Source organism: Mycobacterium sp. AMU20-3851 (genome assembly GCF_043974665.1).
Classification (GTDB): domain Bacteria; phylum Actinomycetota; class Actinomycetes; order Mycobacteriales; family Mycobacteriaceae; genus Mycobacterium.
Genome location: NZ_CP146371.1, coordinates 1676298 through 1695290, shown reverse-complemented (window position 1 = coordinate 1695290; position 18993 = coordinate 1676298). Strand labels below are relative to the sequence as shown.

The window sequence follows — 18993 nt, the reverse complement described above, 5'->3', positions numbered from 1 at the left end:
TCAGGCGCTGGCGTTTCCGGCCTTCCACTGCGGCCACGGGATGTTCCAGTCGCCCAGACCGTCGGTGCCGGGCAGCACCGACCCGACGGTGCCGACCACCTCCACGATGTCGCCGCGCTTGGTGTTCTCGTAAAACCACTCGGCGTTGGAGGTGCTCACGTTGAGGCAGCCGTGGCTGACGTTGCTGTAGCCCTGGCTGCCCACCGACCACGGCGCGCCGTGCACATAGATGCCGCTGTAGGACATCTGCGTGGCGAAGTCCACCTCGGTGCGATATCCGTTGGGAGAGTTCACCGGAACGCCGTAGGTCGAGGAGTCCATCACCAGTTCGGCGAACCGCTCACCGATGATGTAGACGCCGTTGTTGGTCGGCGAGCTGTTCTTGCCCATCGAGATCGGCATCGTCTTGATGACCTCCCCGTTGCGGCGGACGGTCAGCGTTTTGGTGGCGTCGTCGGCGACCGCGATCACCTCGTCCCCGATGGTGAAGTCGGTGCCGGCGTTGTCCTGCCCGAACAGTCCGTCACCGAGTTCGACACCGTAGGTGTTGACCTCGACGCTGACCTTGGTGCCGGGCTTCCAGTATTCGGCCGGGCGCCAGCGGACCTCGCGGTTGTTGAGCCAGTAGAAGGCGCCTTCCACCTTGGGTGTGGTGGTGACCTTGATGGCCTGCTCGGCGGCGGCCCGGTCGGTGATGCTCTCATCGAAGCGGACCGCGATCGGCTGCCCCACGCCGACGACGGAGCCCTCCGACGGCATCAGGTAGGGCATGGTCAGGTTCTCGGGCGAGTGCGTCTCGAAGGTCGCCTTGGTGACCGCCTCCCCGCCCAGACCCGAGGAACGGGCGTTCAGCGTGTAGCTGGCGTTGTAGTCCAGCGGGTCGGTGGTCGACCAGCTCAGTCCGTCCGGGCTGAGTTCACCGGCGACCGGTTCGCCATCCTCGTCGACCAGGCTGACGGCGCCGAGGACGCCGCCTTCGGTGCTGACCCGGACCGGCTCCTCGACGGTGACGCCGACGGCGCCGTTGGTGACCGACGCGGTGAGCTTGGGCACCAGCAGGTCGCCGTACGGTGTGCCCTTGTCGGCGATGGTCTTGGGTTGGTCGGGTGCTTGATGGCCGCTGCATGCCCCGACTGCCAGCGCTGTGCTCAATGCCACTGCCATCACGATCGGCCATGTCTTGCGGCGACCCACACCAACCACCGGCGAGACCTGAACCATTTGTTTTGCTCCACTTTTGCCCCAAGAACCGCGGATCGCGGTTGTTTGGCAATAGTCTAAGGGAACGTCCGACATCTGGCCCTCTGCACGAACCGGGGACCCCGTTTGTCATGCGGATTTCATCTTGAAGCGTCGGTGCTGTTATTGTTTCCAGCGCGCGCCGTTAGCTCAGTTGGTAGAGCAGCTGACTCTTAATCAGCGGGTCCGGGGTTCGAAACCCTGACGGCGCACCACACGAAAGCCCCGCTCCGGCGGGGCTTTCGGCATTTCCGACCCATGCGGTGGCCGGCGACAGCAGGATCGAGGTGAGGCACCGACGGTCAGCGTTCGCCGCGCAGGGCCATGCTGATTCGTGCCGCGGCGTCACGGACCTGCGCCCCCAATTCATCGAACCGGTCCGCGGTGATCCGGCTGCTGGGCCCCGACACCGACAGCGCCGCCACCGGACCGGACCTGCTCTCGATGGGTGCACCGAGCGAACTGATCCCATGGGACAGCCCGCCCACGTTCACCGAGTAGCCGCGGTCGCGAATCTCGTTCACCACCGCCCTGATTCGGTCCGGATCGGTGATGGTGTCCGGGGTCTGGGCCGGCAGCGGGCCGGCCAGGTAGCCGTCGAGATACTCGGTGCTGCAGGCGGACAGGTAGGCCAGCCCGGTGGCCGAGGCGTGCAGCGCTATCCGCTCGCCCAGGGGCAGGAATGCGCGCAGCCGGTGTGAGGTGTCGAGGCGCTCCACCAGCACCAGCGAGTCGCCGTCGGCGGCGGCGAGGTGGATCGTCTCGGTGGTCCCCAATTGCAGCTCGTTCATCACCGGCAGGGCGAGGTCACGCAGGCTCTCCCCGCCACCGGCGCGCCCGACGATGGCGACCACCCGGTAGGTGAGCTGCCAGCGTGTCGGGGTCGTCTCGGTGGGCCGCAGCCACCCGACCTCCTGCAGCGTCAGCAGGATCCGTTGCACCGTGCTCTTGGGCAGGCCGACGGTTCTGGCCAACTCGGACAGACCGACCGGCTGCGACTCGGCCACCGCCTCCAGCACCCGGAACGCGGACACCACGCTTTCTGTGGCCAAGGTTGCCCCTCTTCGCGGTTGTGAGTTAGGTTACAGGCCGTCGGTCTATCAGATGAACCGTCGGTCCATTTGATGGACCGAATATAGAGGAGGTGACATGACGGCGCAACTGATCGCACTCGGAATCTTCATCGCGGTGTTCGCGATCGCCGCGATGCGCAACGTCAACATCGGCATCGTGATGTTCCCGGTCGCGTGCGTCGTCGGGCTGTGGTTGGCGGGGCTGAGTCTGAACGAGGTCATCGCCGGGTTCCCGCTCAGCATCCTGGTGCTGCTGGTCGGCGTGACCTACTTCTTCGGTATCGCCCACAGCAACGGCACCATCGACTGGCTCATCCGGGCCTCGTTGGCGAAGGTCGGAAACCGGGATGCCCTGTTCCCGGCGGTGTTCTTCGCCCTCACCGCGATCATCTCCGCGATGGGCGCCCCGCTCGGCGGTCTGGTGATGGCGCCGATGGGGATGAGCATTGCGCACAAGCGCGGCATCGACCCCATGCTGATGGCACTGGCCATGGGCGCCGGCCTGAGCGCCGGTGCGTTCGCGCCGACCAGCCTGTTCGGCATCATCACCTGGGGCACCGCCAACGAGGCCGGCATCGAACTCAGCCCGCTGCTGCTCTTCGGCGTCGCGGTGATCCTCAACCTGGTTCTGCTGGCCGTCGCCTACGTCCTGTTCGGCCGGCGCAAGAAGTTCGACGTCGAGGCCCCCGCGTTCAGCCAGGCGATGGTGGCCCACGGGGCGACGCTGCGCCAGTACGGGGGCTCGACGCTGGACATCGACGACAGCGTCGGCGGCAGCGGCGACGGTCCGGACGACGAACTCGCCTCCCCCGGCCGGCCCACCGGCATGCAGGTGCTGACCCTGCTGATGATGCTGACTCTGGTCGCCGCCGTCATCGTCCTGTCGCTGCTCGGGATGACGCCGGATATCGGTGTGCTCGGCTACGGTCTCGGCGCGGTCGCCGCGCTGCTCGATGCGTCCTCGGGCAAGAAGGCGATGAGCCGGATCGACTGGGGTTCGGTCCTTCTCGTGGGCGGCATCATCACCTATGTCGGCGTGCTCACCGAGATGGGTGTGGTCGACCTGCTCGGCGAGGGAGCCGTGCATCTGGGTTCTCCACTGGTTGCCGCCATCCTGCTGTGCGCCGCCGCCGCGTTGATCTCGGCCTTCGCATCCACCACCGGCATGCTGGCCGCCCTTGTCCCGCTAGCACTTCCGCTGATCGCCGATGGCGGCATTCCCGGCTGGGCGTTGATCTGCGCGATCGGCGTGTGCGCGTCCATCGTCGACGTGTCACCGTTCTCGACCGTCGGCGCCACCTACGTCGCCACCACCGTCGACGAGGAGGCCCGGCCGCGCATGACCAAGTTGCTCACCCGCTGGGGTCTGTCGATGGTGGTGGTGGGCCCGGTCGCCCTCACCCTGGTGCTGATTCTGCCCGGAATGGCGTTCTCATGACCCGCACCTTGCTGCACGCCCTGCTCGACACCGCGACTGCCGACGACGCGCGCGCCGTGACGATCGACGGACAGACCCTGTCCCGCAGGGATCTCCGCGAACTCTCCTCCGGTTTCAGCGCCGAACTGCACCGACTCGGCATGGGTCAGGTGGTGGCCGTCAACGCCGAGCCCACGCTGACCACCGTCATCGCCGTCGTGGGCGCTCTGCTGGCCGGCGTACCGGTCGTCCCGGTGCCCCCGGACGCCGGCCACGCCGAGGTGGCCCACATCGTCGCGGACTCCAGGGCCACCGTGTGGGTGGGCGCCCGCCGCGAAGGTGTCGACCTTCCCGTCGCAGTCCCCGAGGACTGCGGACGCAGCGCGGAACCTCCCGGACCGGTTGCACCACAACAGGTTGCGATGATCCTGTACACCTCCGGCACCACCGGCGCACCCAAGGGTGTGCTGCTCAGCCGGCAGGGCATCGCGGCCGGGCTGGATGCGCTGGCCGATGCTTGGCAGTGGACCGCGGAAGACACCGTGGCACACGGCCTGCCGCTGTTTCACACGCACGGACTGATCCTCGGCGTGCTCGGATCGCTGCACATCGGATCGCGTCTGGTGCACACCGGCAAACCCACTCCCGAACGCTACGCCGCGGCCGGGGCCACCATGTACTTCGGCGTGCCGACGGTGTGGACCCGTGTCACCCGGGACGAGCAGGCAGCGGCCGCGTTGGCCTCCGCACGCTTGCTGGTGAGTGGCAGTGCGCCACTTCCGGTTCCGGTCTTCGATCGGCTGGCCGAACTCACCGGCCATGCCCCCATCGAGCGCTACGGCATGACCGAGACGATGATCACCCTGAGCACCCGGGCCGACGGCGAACGGCGCCCCGGCTGGGTCGGGCAACCGGTGACCGGTGCCCAGACCCGGATCCAGACCGAGGACGGTACGCCCGTTCCCCATGACGGGGAGTCCATCGGCCGCCTGCAGGTGCGCGGACCGATGCTGTTCGACGGCTATCTGAATCTGCCCGAGGTCACCGCATCGTGTTGGACCGAGGACGGGTGGTTCGTCACCGGTGATCTCGCGGCGATCGATGCCGACGGCTTCCACCGCATCGTGGGCCGGGAGTCGGTGGATCTGATCAAGTCCGGGGGTTACCGGATCGGTGCCGGTGAGATCGAGACGTCCCTGTTGGCCCGTCCCGAGGTCGCCGAGGTCGCGGTGGTCGGCGCCCCCGACGACGACCTCGGCCAGCGGATCGTGGCCTTCGTGGTCACCGACTCGGCCCACGACGGCCTGGCCGACAGTCTCATCACCCACGTCGCCGAGGACCTGTCCTGGCACAAACGCCCACGCGAAATCCGCTTCGTCCCCGCCCTGCCGCGCAACGCCATGGGCAAGGTCCAGAAGAAAGCCCTGATGTGAACGCCCTTCCAGGAACCGACAGGTACGCCGAGCACCTCGGTATCGCCGTGCAGAACTTCGGCAACGGTGCGGCCACCGCAACCCTGCGGATCGCCCCCGAGCACCTCAACCCGCACGGCACCGCGCACGGAGCGCTGATGCTCAGCGTCGTCGGCGCCGCCCTGGCCGCCGCGGCCAACAACGAGACCCACAGCGGCGTGGTCAGTTCCATCCACATCGACTATCTGGCGCCCGCCCACGAGGGAGACGAACTGGTGGCGGTCGCCTCGGTCGGGGAACGGTTGGCGCGCGAGGACATCTTCGTGGTGCGGCTCACCAAGGCGGGCGATGCCACCGCGGTGGCCCGTGCATCCGGGCGGGCAACACGCCGGACCCGGTGACGGCCCGGGGCAGAAATCCCGAAGACCTGCACCACGACCCACAGTGTGGAATGATCTTGAATCGGCAAATGGATTGCCACACTTGAATTTTCAATCGCGTTAATTGCATCTCGCTTTTCCGATACTCGTCAAAGATCGTCGAACACGAGGGGTTTCAGGACAGCCAGCCGGCAGGTGGGTGTCCCGATCGGGAGAGGACGTGCGATGACGCGGTACCGGAGCCCCCGGTCGCGGCCGGCACTGTGCTGCGCGCTGCTGGCCGCCTCGGTCCTCACCGGTTGCGGCATCCACGTGGAATCGATCGCCCAGACCCCACTGTTCGTCGTCGCCCCGCACACGCCCGCCGCATCGCCCGCCTCCGAGTCGTCGGCGTTGACACCGTGCGTTCCGGGCGCCGGACGCCCACACGCCGCGGCGGTCGTCAGCGACCTCCTGCTCGGCAAGGACCGCTATGCGACCGACTGCACCCGGCAAGCGCGCCCCGTCGTCCAGCCGGCGCCACTGGGGGTGCCGGCGCGGACCGCACCGGTGACCCCGCCGGCCACCGGCATGGTCTCCGACGAGTTGGTCGGCGCTGTCCTCACCGGCGCGAGCGAGTACTGGTACCAGCCGGTCATCGGGCCCGTTTAGATCCGATCACCGGTCCTGGCGACAAACGATCCCGCGCGCGGGAAGCCGGGATCTCGTTGCAGCTAACGCACCCGCAAATTGCTGTGCCGACCAGGCCCGCTTCCGATCACGCCGCATCGAAATGTGCCGGAAGTGAAGTCCATTACCCCGGTTGGCCGCTGATTTCGTAGCTACAGGCATCTAAACAGCAGGTAGAGGCATGAGAAGATGTTGACCCGCAAAGTTCGGTACGTGCTAAGGTTTAGTTAGCTGCAAACCGGGTACACCAGGCTGCAATGCAGCACCCGGGACGAAACGAGGTATTAGCTGATGCCAGACCGAGGCGCATACGACTCGCCGGCCGCCGGCCATGATGGCGGTGCGTCGAACACGGTCTCCGTCGTCAGTTGCAGCCGTCTCGGCCGCACCGCCAACCCGCCCAGCTTCTCACTGACCGGTTGGCTGCGCCCTCGCCGGCGGCGCGGCGTCAGCGGCGCTTGATCCGGCGGATCACCAGCACCACGACCACGGTGCCCACCCCGGCCAGCGAGATCAGGACCGGCGGCTTGGTCACAAACGCGATCACCTTGGCCTTGGCGTCCTCCGCCAGCCGCTGAGGGTTCGCCCGCTCGGCCAGCACGTCGACCGTCGCGGCCAGCTGGTCACGAGCCTGGTCGATGTCCCGCTTGATCATCTCAGGATCCCGGTCAGCCACTGTGGCCCTCCATCTGCGCCGTCATGTCACACCTGCTGTCACAACCTTGCCGTTTACCCTAGAGCAGCCGGAGCCGACCCCGCTGCACCGGCCGACCAGAAAGGTGTAACGACGCATGGCACAGACCCCGCGGCTGGCAGTCGGCGACAAGGCACCCGCCTTCAGCCTCCCCGATGCAGACGGCAACACCGTCAAGTTGTCCGACTTCAAAGGCCGCAAGGTGATCGTGTACTTCTACCCCGCCGCGTCCACCCCGGGCTGCACCAAACAGGCGTGCGACTTCCGCGACAGCCTGAGCGAACTCAACGAGGCCGGCCTCGACGTCATCGGGATCTCCCCCGACAAGCCGGAAAAGCTGGCCAAGTTCCGCGACGCCGAGGGGCTGACCTTCCCGCTGTTGTCCGACCCGGAGAAGAAGGTGCTCACCGCCTGGGGCGCGTTCGGCGAGAAGACCATGTACGGCAAGACCGTGCAGGGCGTCATCCGCTCGACGTTCCTGATCGACGAAAAGGGCAACGTCGAGGTCGCGCAGTACAACGTCAAGGCCACCGGGCATGTGGCCAAGCTGCGCCGCGACCTGAGCGTCTAACTCACGCCCCGGCCCAGAGCCTCCAGGAACAGTGCCTCCGACGTCGCGGCGCGCTCCAGCACCCCCAGGTGCAGGCTCTCGTTGATGCTGTGCGCCTGGGTGCCCGGATCCTCCACGCCGGTGACGAGGATCTCGGCCTCCGGGAACGCCGCGGCGAACTCGGCGATGAACGGGATCGACCCACCCATCCCCATGTCGATCGGCTCACGCCCCCAGGCGATCTGGAAGGCCTGCCGGGCCGCGTCGTACACCGGGCCGCTGGCGTCGATCGCGTACGGCTGACCGACATCCCCGGGTGTCACCGTGACCTGTGCGCCCCAGGGCGCATGCTCCTGCAGGTGCCGGGTCAGCGCCTCCAGATGCGCCCGCGCGTCACCGCCCGGGGCCACCCGCATGCTCACCTTCGCCCGGGCCCTGGGCACCAGGGTGTTGGATGCCTTGTCAATCGGGGTGGTGTCGATGCCGATGACCGTGATGGCCGGGCGCGCCCACATCCGTTGCACCACCGGACCCGAACCGATCTGCTGCACGCCGTCGAGCAGACCGGCGTCGGCCCGCACCCGCTGTTCACTGAACTCCACCTCTGCGGCCGACGCCTCGTGCAACCCCTGCACCGCCACATTGCCGTCGTCGTCGTGCAGGCTGGCCAGCAGCCGGACCAGCACGCTCAGCGCGTCGGGCACCACCCCGCCCCACAGTCCCGAGTGCAGACCGTGGTCCAACGTCGCCACCTCCACCACACAGTCGGCCAGCCCGCGCAGCGACACCGTCAGCGCCGGGATGTCCGTGCTCCAGTTGTCGGAGTCGGCGATGATGATCACGTCGGCGGCCAGCAGATCCCGGTGCTCGTTCAGCAGCGCCGACAGTGACGGCGATCCGGACTCCTCCTCGCCCTCGACGAAGACGGTGACGCCCACCGGCGGGTTCGGGCCCAGCGCCCGGAACGCGGCCAGATGCGTTGCGATACCAGCCTTGTCGTCGGCGGTCCCGCGACCGTAGAGCCGCCCGTCCCGTTCGGTCGGCTCGAACGGCGCCGAATGCCACTGGCTGCGGTCCCCTTCGGGCTGCACATCGTGGTGGGCGTACAGCAGCACCGTCGGCGCCCCCTCGGGCGCCGGGTGCCGGGCGATCACCGCGGGTGCACCGCCGGCTTCGACGGTGCGGACATCCCCGAAACCGGCCTGGCGCAACAACTTCGCCGTCAGCTCGGCACTGCGGTACACCTCGGGCCGGCGGGCCGGGTCGGCCCACACCGATTCGATCCGCACGAGCTCTTCGAGATCGGCTCGCACCGACGGCAGCAGGTCACGGACGCGGGCGGCTATTTCGCTCATAACCCAAGGCTAGTTACCCGCGAGCGTGCGTGAACTCCGACCCGCAAGCGGCGTGTCTGCCAACAGACACGCCCGCTCACGGGATAGGGGTAAAAGGTCAGGCTTCGAGGACGGCGACCGCGGCGGCGGTGTCGGCCTCATGAGTCAGTGACAGGTGGATCGTCACATCCTTGAGATGCTCGGCGATCGCCCCGGAGAGCCGCACCTTCGGCCGGCCCCACATGTCGGTGATGACCTCGATGTCGCGGTGGATACCCTCCGGCAGCATCGGCTTCTTGGAGAAGCGCGACCCCGACCAGGCCTTGATCACCGCTTCCTTGGCCGCCCACCGCGCCGCGAGGTGGCGCGCCGCCGACGAACTCTTGTCCGCGGCGTCGCGCCTCTCCCCCGGCGTGAAGGTCTCGGCGAAAACGGTGCCAGGCTGGTCGACCTGCTCGGCGAAATCCGGAATCGACACCAGGTCGATCCCCACTCCAACGATGCCCATCCCGGAGACGTTATCCGACTCTGTTCCCGTCACTTCGAGTAGTGCTCGTCAGCACCCAGGCGGGCGTCGGGGTTGAGCAGCATGGCCGCTTCCTGACGCTTCTCCGGGGTGTCGTGGCCGAACCGGCGGTCGGCCGGCTTCTCGTAGAGCGCCGGACCACCGGCGATCGCCGAGGCCAGACGCCGCTGGCCTTCCAGCACACGGGCGTTCGCCCGCGCCTGGTAGTCGGCCCGCTGATCGGCCGGCAGTGCCGCGATCAGCGCCTGCGGATGCACCAACGCCACCAGACCCGACACGTGGCCGAACCCGAGGCTGGTCACCAGACCGGCCTTGAGCGGGAACTTCTCCCCCAGGTGCAGGGACTCGCGCACCCAGACGAAGTGCTGCGCGTTCGACAGCTCGTCGTCGACGCAGTCCAGGCTGCGGTTCGGCGGGATGACGCCGTCGCGCAGGATCTGGCACAGGCCCATCATCTGGAAGGCCGCGGCACCACCCTTGGCGTGACCGGTGAGGCTCTTCTGGCTGACCACGAACAGCGGCGCACCCTTCGAGCGTCCCATCGAGGCCGCCAGCCGCTCGTGCAGCTCGGTCTCGTTGGGATCGTTGGCCAGCGTCGAGGTGTCGTGCTTGGAGATCACCGCGATGTCGTCGGCGGTGACGCCGAGCTTGGCCAGCGAGCGGGCCAGGCGCGACTCGCGCCCACCGCGGCCGGCACCCAGGGCACCCAGGCCCGGAGCCGGGATCGAGGTGTGCACACCGTCGCCGAAGGACGAGGCGTAGGCCACCACGGCCAGCACCGGCAGACCCATCTGCACCGCGAGGTCACCGCGGGTCAGCAGAATCGTTCCGCCGCCCTGGGATTCGACGAACCCGAGCCGGCGACGATCGTTGGCGCGGGAGAACTTCGAATCGCTGATCCCCTTGGCACGCATCGCCTCGGTGTCGGCGGTGGCCGACATGTCGCCGAAGCCGGTGATGGCTTCCAGCGTCAGGTCGTCGTAACCACCGGCGACCACGAAGTCCGCCTTGCCCAGCTGGATCTTGTCGACGCCCTCCTCGACCGACACCGCCGCCGTGGCGCACGCCGCGACCGGGTGGATCATCGAGCCGTAGCTGCCGATGTAGGACTGCACGACGTGGCCGGCGAAGACGTTCGGCAGCACCTCCTGCAGGATGTCGTTCGGCTTGCTCCGGCCCAGCAGGTTGCCGTGGTACATGGTCTGCATCGACGTCATACCGCCCATGCCGGTGCCCTGCGTGCTGGCCACCAGGCTGGGGTGCACCCAGCGCATCAGCTCGGTCGGGCTGAAGCCCGCCGACAGGAACGCGTCCACGGTCGTGACCAGGTTCCACAGCGCCACCCGGTCGATCGAGCTGGCCATGTCCGGCGTGACGCCGTAGACCTGCGGGTCGAAACCGGTCGGGATCTGCGCGCCGACGGTGCGCGACAGCTTCACCTTGCGCGGCACCCGGATCTCGGTGCCGGCCTTGCGGGTGACCTGCCAGTCCGCGCTGTCGGGCACCGGGGCGATGACGGTGTGCTCCGGGTCGTACTTCACGAACTCGCGGGCGTCGGCCTCGGACGACACCATGAAGGTGAAGTCCTTGTCCAGGAACACCGAAACCAGCAGCGGTGCAGCGTGATCGGGATCGATCGCGCCGTCGTCCACCCACTCGCGGATGCCGACCTTGGCGACCACGGCGTCGTGGTAGCGCTCGACCAGTTCGGACTCGTCGACCAGTTCACCGGTCTCCGCGTCGTACCAACCCGGCTTGGGGTCGTCCTCCCACTTGACCATTCCGGTCGTCCACGCCAGCTCCAGGACGCCGGCGGCCGACAGCTCGCCGGACACCTCCATCTCGAAGCGGGTACGCGAGGAACCGTACGGGCCGAGCTCGGCGCCACCGACGATCACCACCATGTCCGCGGGGTCGATGTCGAGGTCGTCCCAGGCCGGCGGCGGTGCCGCGGCGTATCCGCGCGGCGGCGAGGGCAGCGCCCGGATGGTGCCGGACTCCTCATCCTCGGACTCATCGTCGGCGGCGGCCGCCGACATGTCCTCGCGGGCCTTGGCGGCCAGCTCGGCCATGTCGATCTCGATCTCACCGAGACCACCGGTGTAGTCGACCTGGATCGGCGCCCGCGCTGCGGCAACCTTGGACTCGATGTTGCACAGCGACAACAGCATCGAGGCCATCTCGGCAGTGGTGTAGGTGGTCAGACCGGCCTCTTCGACGGCGCCGACGATGGCGTCGTTGTGGCCCATCAGACCGGTGCCCTTGGTCCAGCCGATCAGCGCGTGCGCCAGCGAAACACGCTGGCTCCACGACGATTCGGCCTTCCAACGGGAGACCACCGCATCCAGAGCGGCCTTGGCCTCACCGTAGGCGCCGTCACCGCCGAACATGCCCCGGTTGGGCGAGCCCGGCAGCACCACGTGCAGGCGCGAGGCGATGTCACGCTCGGCGCCCAGGTGCGACAGCCCGGCGATGAGCCGCTGCACCGCCCACAGCAGCACCTTCATCTCCATCTCGGCGCGGGCACCCGCATCCGACAGGTCCCCGGCCACCCGCGGTGCGGCGAACGGGAACAGCAGCGTCGGGTTCTGGGCGTCCTTGAGGTGGATCGCCTTGGGGCCCAGGTTCTCGGTCTGCTCGTTGCCGACCCACTCGACGAGTGCGTCGATGTCCGAGTAGGAGGCCATGTTGGCCGGCACCACCCACAGCGTGGCGTTGAAGCGGGCGTGGTCGCGGTAGAGCGTCCGGTAGAACGCCAGCCGGTCATCGTCGAGCCGGGAGGTGGTGGCGATCACGGTCGCGCCGCCCTCCAGCAGCTGGGCCACCACCGAAGCGGCGATCGAGCCCTTGGACGCGCCGGTCACCACGGCGACCTCGTTGGCGTAGCCACCCTTGCCCGGGTTCTCCGCACCGGCAGCGGCGCGGCCGTACAGCGCGGCGTGCACGTTACGTCCGGCCGCCAGGGCCTTGCCCTGCCACCAGGTGGCCTGGGTACCGACCACGTCGCCGGCACCCTCGAAGCTCTGCGACAGCCGCTCCCAGTCGGCGTCGATCTCGCTCTCGTCGAGCAGCCAGATCCGCGCCAGATCCTCACGGGCGCTTGCCCACCGGTCGTCGAAGACGACGGCCTTGCGGGCGTCGAACACCGGCGCCACCAGACGCGGCCAGTCCGAACCGAGTTCGGCGGTGACCAGGTCGATCAGCTCGGCGTCGCTGACGCTTTCGGGCGCGCTGACCGGGTTGTCCAGTCCGAGCTGGCCCAGGATGGTGCGGGCCGTGTTGGCCAGCACACCGTTGGGGCCGGTGACCTTCTCGGCGAACTCGCCCAGGGCTGCGGAGTCCACCACACCGCCGCCGGCCGCACCGGAGGACGGCAGGCTGACCGCGATGCCCTTGCGGGCGGCGACCGCGGCGACGGCACCGTCGATGACCTTGTCGACCGAGGCCGCGTCGGCGAGCGCCCCGTCGTGCAGGCCGCCCAGGTTGCCACCGCGGACGCTGGAGCCCTCACGGGTTCCCAGCGCGACCTCGGCGGTCACGTGCTTGGCCCAGCCCGGACCCAGTTCCCATGTCTTGGAGACACGTTCGGCGATGTAGGCCGGACGCTTACCGGACGGCCCGAACACGGTACGCAGCTGATCGTTGATCGAGTCGGACAGCACCGGGCCGAACGGCTTGTAGGTGCGGGCCAGCTTGGTCACCTGCGCCTTGAGCCCGGACAGGTCGGCCTCGGCGGCACCGTCGATGGCGCCGAGGTTGAGCTCGGAGCCCAGGTCCACCAGCATCTGGTTGCGTCGCGAGGACGCGCCGTCGGTGATGGATTCGATGGAGTCCAGCGGCTCGATCTGATCGATGCGCATCTTCGACGCCAGCGCGATGAGCACCAGAGTGGCATCCGATGCGTCGAACCCGATGTCGTCGGGACGCGGTCCACCCGAGGGCGCGGCAGCCGGAGCCGGTGCCGCGGGTGCGGCCTCGACCGCCGCCGGAGCGGCCTCGGCGGCCGGTGCCTCGGCGACCTCTTCGGCCTCGGGTTCCGGGTCGGTGTCGGTGGCGAACAGCACTGCGGCGTCACGCTCGGCGTTGAGCACCTCGGTGGTGTTGTGCGAGTACTCGGGCAGCTTCAGCGTGTTGGTCGCCAGGCCCGCCACCGTCGGAGCGGTCTTCACACCGATCTCGACGAACCGCTCGACACCGAGACCGCCGGCGGCCTCCTCGATGAACAGCAGGTCCTGGGTCTCGATCCAGCGCACCGGGCTGGCGAACTGCCAGGCCAGCAACTCGATCACGACCTTGCGCATCAGCTCACGCGGACGCTCGTTGCGCCACGTGTCGTAGTCGGCGAGCACCTCGTCGAGCGGCTCGGCCGGCACCAGATCGCGGATCTCCTGGATGAAGTCGCGATCCAGCGTGAACGGCCGGGGCACCAGGTTCGGGATGTACTTGCCGATCAGCAGTTCGGGGTCGGCGTCGGTCGGCATGACCCGCTCCAGGCTGCGCCGGAAGTCGGCGACGCCGACGCGGAGCACCTCGGAGTGGAACGGCACGTCGATCCCGGGCACCAGGATGAACGACCGCTTGCCGCCGCTGATCTCGCGGCGACGCTCGATCTCCTCCTCCAGGGCCTCCAGGCCGCGGACGGTACCGGCGATGGCGTACTGCGAGCCACGCAGGTTGAAGTTCACGATCTGCAGGAATTCCCCGGTGCGCTCGGCGATCTCGGCGACGAACGCGGTGACGTCGTCATCGTCGAGGTCGATCTGCGACGGCCGGATCGCGGCCAACCGGTAGTTGGAGCGGCCCTTCTCGTCACGCGGCACGATGTCGTGCATCTTGGAGCCGCGGTGGAAGACCACCTCGAGCAGCGCGGGCAGCTCGTAGACGCCGGAAACACAAGCCAGCGCGGTGTATTCACCGACGGAGTGGCCGCAGGCGATGGCGCCCTCGACGAAGGCACCCTGCTCCCGCATCTCGGCGACCTGGGCAGCGGCCACCGTCGCCATGGCGACCTGGGTGAACTGCGTCAGGTACAGCACGCCCTCGGGGTGGTGGTAGTGCACACCGGAGGCGATCAGGCTGGTCGGGTTGTCCTTGACCACGTGCAGCACCGAGAAGCCCAGGGTGTCGCGGGTGAACTTGTCGGCGGTGTCCCACACCTTGCGGGCGGCCTTGGACCGGGCGCGGACCTCCATGCCCATGCCCTTGTGCTGGATGCCCTGGCCGGGGAAGGCGTACACCGTCTTCGGGGCGGCCAGCTGCGCGGAGGCCGCCATCACCAGATCGCCGGCGACCTTCGCGGTGACCTCGATGATTTCGGCGCCGCGGTCGATGCCGACCCGGTCCACCCGGAACTCGATCTCGTCACCGGGCAGCACCATGCCCAGGAAGCGCGAGGTCCAGCCGACCAGCCGGGCCGGCGGGGTGGCACGGCCGTCGGTGGCGGTGACCACGTGCTGGGCCGCGGCCGACAGCCACATGCCGTGCACGATCGGGCCGTTGAGCCCGGCCAGCAGCGCGGCAGCGCGATCGGTGTGGATCGGGTTGTGGTCGCCGGACACCACGGCGAATGCGCTCATATCGGTGGGCGCGGTCATGGTGACGTCCCGACGACGGCGACGCGGGGTGTCGGTGGCGTTGTCGGTCATGGCGCCGCCGGCTCGCACCGGGTCCTCCAGCTCGACGGCACCGGTGCGTCCGCGGATGGCGAAGCGCTCCTCCAGACGCGCCAATTCGGTGCCCGCGGCGTCGCTGATGACCACGCTGACCGGCACGACGCGGCCGACCTCGGTGTCGGTGGCCTCGGAAGCCGTTGCGGTGACCGTCAATTCGGCGACCGAATCGGGCATCGGGGCGAGCAGGTGGGCGGCATGGTCCAGGTGCACCAGGCTCAGCAGGCCTTCGATGACGGGGAATCCGGCATCGGTGACGGCGGAGCCGATGGTGGCGAACACCGCTGGCCAGCACTTGCCGACCAGCGCGTCGGGCACCAGGGTCAGGCCCGGCGCCAGCGGGGCGCCGAAGGTGGCGGTGACGCCGGTGTGATCGGCGACCTCCTCCGGGTCCCAGCCGACGGTGACGGTCGCGGTGTTGTCGACCACGGCCGGCAGCGAATCCACGCCGTCCACACCGGCGGCGATGGCCAGCACCGCGCGCATGGCCGCGGCCGCATCCTCGGTGGTGACGACGGGCATACCACCGTTGACGGTGGCCGCCGGCAGCGTCAGCTTGATCTCGATCCAGATGTCGGAGAGCGGAACGCTCAGCGTGACACCCTCATCGGTGAGTTCCAGCCGCGAACCGGTGGACGGGTGCACCGCGGAACGGTTTTCGTTGACCTGCCATTCACTGGGCGCGCCGATGCGGTGCACCGGGTTGATCGCGGTGCGGCCGGCCCACAGCACGTCGGGCGAATCCAGCACCACCGCAATGGGTCCGGTGACGGCGGCGTTGGCCTGGCGGCGCGAAACCACCGGAACCGGAGACACACCGGTGGCGATGACCTCGTCGATGGCCGCCTGCTCGAAGCGGTCCAGCAGCTCACCGACGGGCTCGTCGACCCGGGTGATACCGGCGACCGCGGCGGTGCCGGGGATGATGCAGACCTGATCGGCGGTGTAGCGGGCGTCGTGCGCCTGCCACAGCGAGTCACTGCGCCACCAGCGGCGCACGTCCTTGTCGATGACGGGGACGAAGTTGACCGGCTTGCCCGGGGTCTTGCACAGGGTGACGAAGAACGGCACATCGGCCGGGTGCAGCTTGATGTTCTCCGCGTCCGGGTAGCGGTTGAGCAGGATGTCCACGGCGGCGGCCGGATGCTCCAGCAGCGCCTCGCCCTCCGGGGTGGCCGGGAACAAGGTGTCGATCGGGCCGGAGTCGCTGGGGTGCAGGCGGGCCTCGGCGCGCTTGAGCATCTCCTCGAAGCGGTCCCGCCAGGTGACGTCCAGCCACGGGGAGTCGGCGGCCTTGGTGTCGGCGGTCGAATCGCCGTCACCGATCGCCAGCTCGACGTAACGGTCCAGCCACTGCAGGTAGGTCATGTCGGCCACGTCGCCGAAGTACGGCTTGGCGGTGTCGGCCATCGCGGCGATGATCTCGTCGCGGCGCTCGGCGACGGCGTCGGCGTCACCGGCGACCTCGTCGAGCAGACGGCCGCAACGCGAGGCGGTGTTGTCGATCTCGTGGATGTCGGCACCGAGCTGGCTGCGCCCGGACGCCATACCGCCCTGGGCCTTTCCGGCCCCGACCCAGACGTCGGTGCCCTTGGTGTCCACCAGCAGCTGCTTGACCGCGGGCGAGGTGGTGGCCTCCAGGGTGGCCATCGCCGCGGTGCCGACCAGGATGCCGTCGACCGGCATGAGCGGGAAGCCGTACTGCTCGGACCAGCGTCCGGCCAGGTACTCGGCCGCCCGTTCCGGGGTGCCGATGCCGCCACCGACGCAGATGGTGATGTTGGACAGCTTGCGCAGATCGGCGTAGGTGCTCAGGAGCAGATCGTCGAGATCTTCCCAGGAGTGGTGCCCACCGGCGCGGCCACCCTCGATGTGGGCGATGATCTCCTTGTCCGGGACCTCCGCCGCGATCTTGATGACCGCCTTGATCTGGTCCACGGTGCCCGGCTTGAACACGACGTGGGCGATGCCGATCTCGTTGAGTTCCTCGATCAGGGCGACGGCCTCGTCCAGTTCCGGGATACCGGCGGTGACGACGACACCGTCGATGGGCGCACCGGACTGGCGGGCCTTCTGCACCAGACGCTTGCCGCCCAGCTGCAGCTTCCACAGGTAGGGATCCAGGAACAGCGAGTTGAACTGGATGGCGCGACCCGGCTCCAGCAGCTGGGTCAGCTCGGCGACGCGGTCATCGAAGATCTGCTCGGTGACCTGGCCACCGCCGGCCAGCTCGGCCCAGTGCCCCGCGTTGGCGGCGGCCGCGACGATCTTGGCGTCCACGGTGGTCGGCGTCATGCCGGCCAGCAGGATCGGCGAGCGGCCGGTGAGGCGGGTGAACTTGGTGGACAGCTTCACCGAGCCATCCGGCAGGGTCACCGCGGAGGGTGCGTAGCTGGCCCAGGCGGCCGGCACCTCGGGCACCGCGCCGACGGTGAACAGGCTGCGCTGGCCCGCGCGGGTGGCGGCCGGCACGATGCCGATCCCCAGGCCGCGGATGACCGGCGCGGTGAGGCGGGTGACGGTGTCGGACGGGCCGAGGTCGATGATCCAGCGGGCGCCCGCGGTGTGCAGTGCCTCGACGTCGGCGACCCAGTCGATGGGGTTGACGAAGATGGACTCGGTCATGGCGTGCGCCAGCTCGGTGTCGATACCGCACTGGGCGGCCCAGCGGTCGACGAGCGCGACACCGTCGGCCAGCCGCGGCGTGTGGAAGCCCACCTCGACCTGAACCGGGTTGAACACCGGTGAGAACACCGCGCCGCCGCGCAGCTTGTTCTTGCGCTCGGCCTCTTCCTTCTCGGTGATCTTGGAGCAGTACAGCTCGAACCGGCCGAGCTGTTCGGGGGTGCCGGTGATGACCACCGAGCGGCGGCCGTTGCGGATGGACAGCACCGGCGGCAGCACGGTGCGCACATCGGTGGAGAACTCTTCGAGCAGTTCGGCGATCCGGTCGGGATCGACGTTGGTGACCGACACCATCGGCGTCTTGTCCCCGCGGCCGACCATGCCGCGTCGCCGCGAGACCAGCGAGCCGGCCGCGCCGATCAGCTGGAGCAGGGCGAGCAGCTCGGCGTCACGGGTGCCCTTGGCCTTCAGCGACTCGACGCCCAGGATGCCCTGTGAGTGGCCGGCCATGGCGACCGGCGGGGTGCCCATCAGATCGAGGCCCTGGCGCGTCAGCGCGCGGATGGCGGCCATCTGGGTGAGCAGGATGCCGGGGCCGGAGATCGCGGCGGTGGTCAGCTGCTGGGTGTCGGGCAGCGGCTCCTCGGCGGCCAGCGCGCGCACCCACTGCAGCGGCTCGAAGCCGATCGGGCGCACGACGACCAGTTCACGGGCCACCGGCTCCAGCAGCAGCGCGGCCTCACCGACCAGCTCGCTGAGCTCGGACTCGATACCGGCCGAGCTGACCAGCTCTTCCAGGCTCTCCAACCAGGCGCCGCCCTGGCCACCGAATGCGACCGCGTAGGGCTCGCCGGCATTCAGGAGATCGACGAGCGCATGCGCGCCCGACAACGAACCCTCGTTCAGGCTGTTCTTGGCTGTCACCCTGTCGTGTTCGTTGATCGTCACGTTGTGTATCTCCCTCGGTGCAGTCTTCTTCACGCAATGTCGCTGGTCGTGCGGGTGCGCCGCGTCTTCGCGGCGAGGATGCGATCGGGTTTCCGGGCTTTCTTCGGGACCCGTCGTCCTGTAGTCCGTGGTGATTCGGCGTTGAATCTCCGTTGGGCCGGTTTACGTCCAGGCGATCCGGGCAATCACGTGCCGGATGCGGCCAGAGGACGGCCCAACCCCACTAAGAGTGTCATAAGAGCAGGGGCCTTTTTTCGGCCTGAAATGGTTACTGGCGAGTTCTACGCCCGGGTAACCACGGCTTGGGTAACGGGCGCCGCCGCGGCGCCCAAACCTCTGCGTGACAAACGTCCTGCTGGCAGGTGGTTACGGCCGAGTAGCTATAACTTCCCAGATCAGCGGGATGCCGTTATCAAATCGTTATCTAAGAATTTGGTGGTGTTCGACACTGTCGGCG

Annotated in this window: 11 protein-coding genes and 1 tRNA gene; 6 read left to right on the top strand and 6 right to left on the bottom strand. The window is 68.6% G+C overall.

The annotated features are described in order from the left end of the window. A complete protein-coding gene (locus V4U86_RS08270) occupies positions 1-1164 on the bottom strand; it encodes a L,D-transpeptidase (RefSeq protein ID WP_395311965.1) in 1164 nt (387 codons plus the stop codon). Between the two features lie 214 nt (positions 1165-1378). Here V4U86_RS08270 and V4U86_RS08265 point away from each other — a divergent pair. Further along, a tRNA-Lys gene (locus tag V4U86_RS08265) sits at positions 1379-1454 on the top strand. 87 nt (positions 1455-1541) lie between these two features. On the opposite strand, the gene V4U86_RS08260 is transcribed toward V4U86_RS08265, so the two are convergent. After that, positions 1542-2291, bottom strand: coding sequence for an IclR family transcriptional regulator (locus V4U86_RS08260; protein ID WP_395310771.1), 750 nt, complete (start codon positions 2289-2291; stop codon positions 1542-1544). Between the two features lie 97 nt (positions 2292-2388). Between V4U86_RS08260 and V4U86_RS08255 the strand changes: the two genes are divergently transcribed. The 4 genes from V4U86_RS08255 (at position 2389) to V4U86_RS08240 (ending at position 6172) form a co-directional block, all read left to right on the top strand. Further along, positions 2389-3750: an SLC13 family permease gene (locus V4U86_RS08255; RefSeq protein WP_395310770.1), complete on the top strand. Its 1362-nt coding sequence runs from the start codon at positions 2389-2391 to the stop codon at positions 3748-3750. Continuing rightward, positions 3747-5162, top strand: a complete 1416-nt coding sequence (locus V4U86_RS08250; RefSeq protein WP_395310769.1) for an acyl-CoA synthetase — start codon at positions 3747-3749, stop codon at positions 5160-5162. The genes V4U86_RS08255 and V4U86_RS08250 overlap by 4 nt, the downstream gene beginning before the upstream one ends. Next, entirely contained in the window at positions 5159-5542 is a 384-nt protein-coding gene (locus tag V4U86_RS08245) for a PaaI family thioesterase (protein WP_395310768.1), read from the top strand. The genes V4U86_RS08250 and V4U86_RS08245 overlap by 4 nt, the downstream gene beginning before the upstream one ends. 204 nt (positions 5543-5746) lie before the next feature. Beyond that, positions 5747-6172: a hypothetical protein gene (locus V4U86_RS08240; protein ID WP_395310767.1), complete on the top strand. Its 426-nt coding sequence runs from the start codon at positions 5747-5749 to the stop codon at positions 6170-6172. A gap of 466 nt (positions 6173-6638) precedes the next feature. On the opposite strand, the gene V4U86_RS08235 is transcribed toward V4U86_RS08240, so the two are convergent. Beyond that, complete coding sequence (locus tag V4U86_RS08235; RefSeq protein WP_395310766.1) at positions 6639-6866, bottom strand: DUF3618 domain-containing protein; 228 nt, start codon at positions 6864-6866, stop codon at positions 6639-6641. A 115-nt stretch (positions 6867-6981) separates the two neighbouring features. Between V4U86_RS08235 and bcp the strand changes: the two genes are divergently transcribed. Continuing rightward, the gene (gene bcp / locus V4U86_RS08230; protein ID WP_395310765.1) at positions 6982-7455 is read left to right on the top strand and encodes a thioredoxin-dependent thiol peroxidase; all 474 of its coding nucleotides are present in this window, start codon (positions 6982-6984) and stop codon (positions 7453-7455) included. On the opposite strand, the gene V4U86_RS08225 is transcribed toward bcp, so the two are convergent. From V4U86_RS08225 to V4U86_RS08215, 3 genes are all read right to left on the bottom strand, one after another. Beyond that, complete coding sequence (locus tag V4U86_RS08225; RefSeq protein ID WP_395310764.1) at positions 7452-8789, bottom strand: dipeptidase; 1338 nt, start codon at positions 8787-8789, stop codon at positions 7452-7454. The two genes, bcp and V4U86_RS08225, sit on opposite strands and share 4 nt — an antisense overlap. Positions 8790-8886: 97 nt before the next feature. Further along, a complete protein-coding gene (locus tag V4U86_RS08220; RefSeq protein ID WP_087025196.1) occupies positions 8887-9276 on the bottom strand; it encodes a holo-ACP synthase AcpS in 390 nt (129 codons plus the stop codon). Between the two features lie 29 nt (positions 9277-9305). After that, complete coding sequence (locus V4U86_RS08215) at positions 9306-18536, bottom strand: fatty acid synthase subunit beta domain-containing protein (protein ID WP_395310763.1); 9231 nt, start codon at positions 18534-18536, stop codon at positions 9306-9308. Positions 18537-18993 lie beyond the last annotated feature (457 nt).

Coding starts and splice junctions, on each gene's coding strand:
- V4U86_RS08240 (WP_395310767.1), top strand. CDS start 5,747: ATGACGCGGTACCGGAGCCCCCGGTCGCGGCCGGCACTGTGCTGCGCG.
- V4U86_RS08220 (WP_087025196.1), bottom strand. CDS start 9,276: ATGGGCATCGTTGGAGTGGGGATCGACCTGGTGTCGATTCCGGATTTC.
- V4U86_RS08250 (WP_395310769.1), top strand. CDS start 3,747: ATGACCCGCACCTTGCTGCACGCCCTGCTCGACACCGCGACTGCCGAC.
- V4U86_RS08255 (WP_395310770.1), top strand. CDS start 2,389: ATGACGGCGCAACTGATCGCACTCGGAATCTTCATCGCGGTGTTCGCG.
- V4U86_RS08270 (WP_395311965.1), bottom strand. CDS start 1,164: ATGGCAGTGGCATTGAGCACAGCGCTGGCAGTCGGGGCATGCAGCGGC.
- bcp (WP_395310765.1), top strand. CDS start 6,982: ATGGCACAGACCCCGCGGCTGGCAGTCGGCGACAAGGCACCCGCCTTC.
- V4U86_RS08225 (WP_395310764.1), bottom strand. CDS start 8,789: ATGAGCGAAATAGCCGCCCGCGTCCGTGACCTGCTGCCGTCGGTGCGA.